This window comes from Methanobrevibacter sp. (genome assembly GCF_045220775.1).
GTDB lineage: Archaea > Methanobacteriota > Methanobacteria > Methanobacteriales > Methanobacteriaceae > Methanocatella.
On record NZ_JBGUWC010000053.1, the window covers coordinates 1 to 1,925 of the forward strand.

The 1,925-nt window shown below is 31.0% G+C and carries 2 protein-coding genes; both read left to right on the plus strand.

Going from position 1 to position 1,925, the window contains the following annotated elements; genetic code table 11:
• The first annotated feature begins 183 nt into the window (after positions 1-183).
• Complete coding sequence (locus tag ACJROP_RS02855; RefSeq protein ID WP_406533990.1) at positions 184-477, plus strand: hypothetical protein; 294 nt, start codon at positions 184-186, stop codon at positions 475-477.
• Positions 478-544: 67 nt separating this feature from the next.
• The gene (locus ACJROP_RS02860) at positions 545-1,870 is read left to right on the plus strand and encodes a toll/interleukin-1 receptor domain-containing protein (RefSeq protein WP_406533991.1); all 1,326 of its coding nucleotides are present in this window, start codon (positions 545-547) and stop codon (positions 1,868-1,870) included.
• The last annotated feature ends 55 nt before the right edge of the window (positions 1,871-1,925 follow it).

Genomic DNA, 1,925 nt, shown 5'->3' on the forward strand with positions numbered 1-1,925 from the left:
CATATTGATACCATTATACCTCAATCATTCTTGATATGAAAGTATGAATTTGATTTTTTGCTAAATGTTTTCAGTTGAGAGTATAATTGGCTGCGTTCTTACCATCCAGAACATTTTCAAAAGTCGAAGAGTATTATATTCACACATTTAAAAGAAATTTTCATTCCTTATGTGAATAGCATAATGATTACTGAACCGAGTATTTTTCTGCCTCCAATGATTCGTTATGAATTTACAGATTTTGCTTTGATTACTGGCATAGATTTGAACTTTTTGAAAACTTTTCGTTCATTGTTTTTCATCGTACATTCTTTTATAGTCAGCAATGCTGATGATAAAAATGAAAAAATAAAAAGTTTGGATAAATTAATTGCGATGTACGATATGTCAATCAGTAAAACAAACCAAGGTTACTTATTTCAGATGTTGCATAATGAAAAAAATATTCTGGTTGAATACAGAAAAAAGTTGATTTAATATCAGTTTGTTATGAGTTTTTTGGTATCGATGTCAAAGTCTTAACAGTATAAACGGAGGATTTTAGATGGCAAAATATGATTTTTTTATTAGTTATTCCCATAAAGACAGAAAAATTGCGAGTATTTTATATCAATCACTATCTGATAAAGGATATAAAGTGTTTTTTGATATTTCAGCAATACGTGCCGGTGTAAACTTTGCAAGAGTTATATTTGAAATAATAGCGGATTGTGATTGCTTTATTCCGATAATTACCGAAAATTATGATTCATCAAAGTATGATAAAGATGAAATGTTTTATGCTTTGAAGTGTTCTGAACAAAGAGCAAAATCCATTATTCCGTTGTTATCAGGTGATTGTAAAGCGGTTTTTGATATTGCAATGTATCCATCATTCAGATTTGAAAATCCTGAAAATATCTATGATATAGTTGATAAAATAGATGAATTATATGGATATAAATTAAAATCTGCAAAACTGTACGAAAAATTGACGGAATATACACGATTGAAATACAGCAATCAGGAAGCATTAACAATATGCGACCTCATAGAGTTGATTTGTCAGCAGTACAGTATCAGTGATGATTTAAAAATGAGAATGAATTTATGCAAAGAACTGTATCGTCTTTACTCAAAACTTAAAAATTATACAGGCAATTACGATGACGAGTCCCAAAATACAGCTAAACACATAGTTGGTACTTTAATGGGTGTCGAAAAACTTATAAACGAAAATATTGATACTCAAGAAGGAAATATTTTTGTAAATAACCTATACTTTTGTGCATGGGCTATTCACATAATTTGGCTCGATTGGTACGAAATAAGGAGGGAATGTGCAGATATATTGAGCTTCGGAGATGCTCATAGTGCTGCCTCGTCAGCCATATTTATGGAAAAACAAGAATTATTTGTCAAAGCATTCTTTTCCATGAATAATGAAGAAGTCAATCTCAAAGAATACTATTCGGCAGATGATATTGCTTTTATTGAAGAAACACCAGAATTTATTTACAAAATTAAATTTGGATATGATACGATAGAAAACGTGTCCAATGAAAGCAGAGCAGCAAAAAAGAAACCAATGGCTGAAAAGGTATTGTCGGAAGATGATGAGATTCTTTTGTCTATTGCTAATTTTATGCAGGAAGGCAACAGACTTTTTGACGTTTTGCAGAAAAAAGGACTTGCAGGTGATTTTCTGAAATGTCTTGTTACGAGCTATGAAAGATTAAAAAAATATTGTGAAATAATCGGTGCAAAGGACGTTGTAACGAATTGCATTGAGCGTATTGATGAGATTAGAACTATAATGGACAAACAAGAAAAAGCTTCTATGACAAGTGAAAAAGCAGAAGGGGTTAGTCGGAAAAGTAGGACTTATTGATTAAAAAGCCAGTATTCCAATAGTTTGAGAAGAGTGGTAAGTAACATTTACCCTG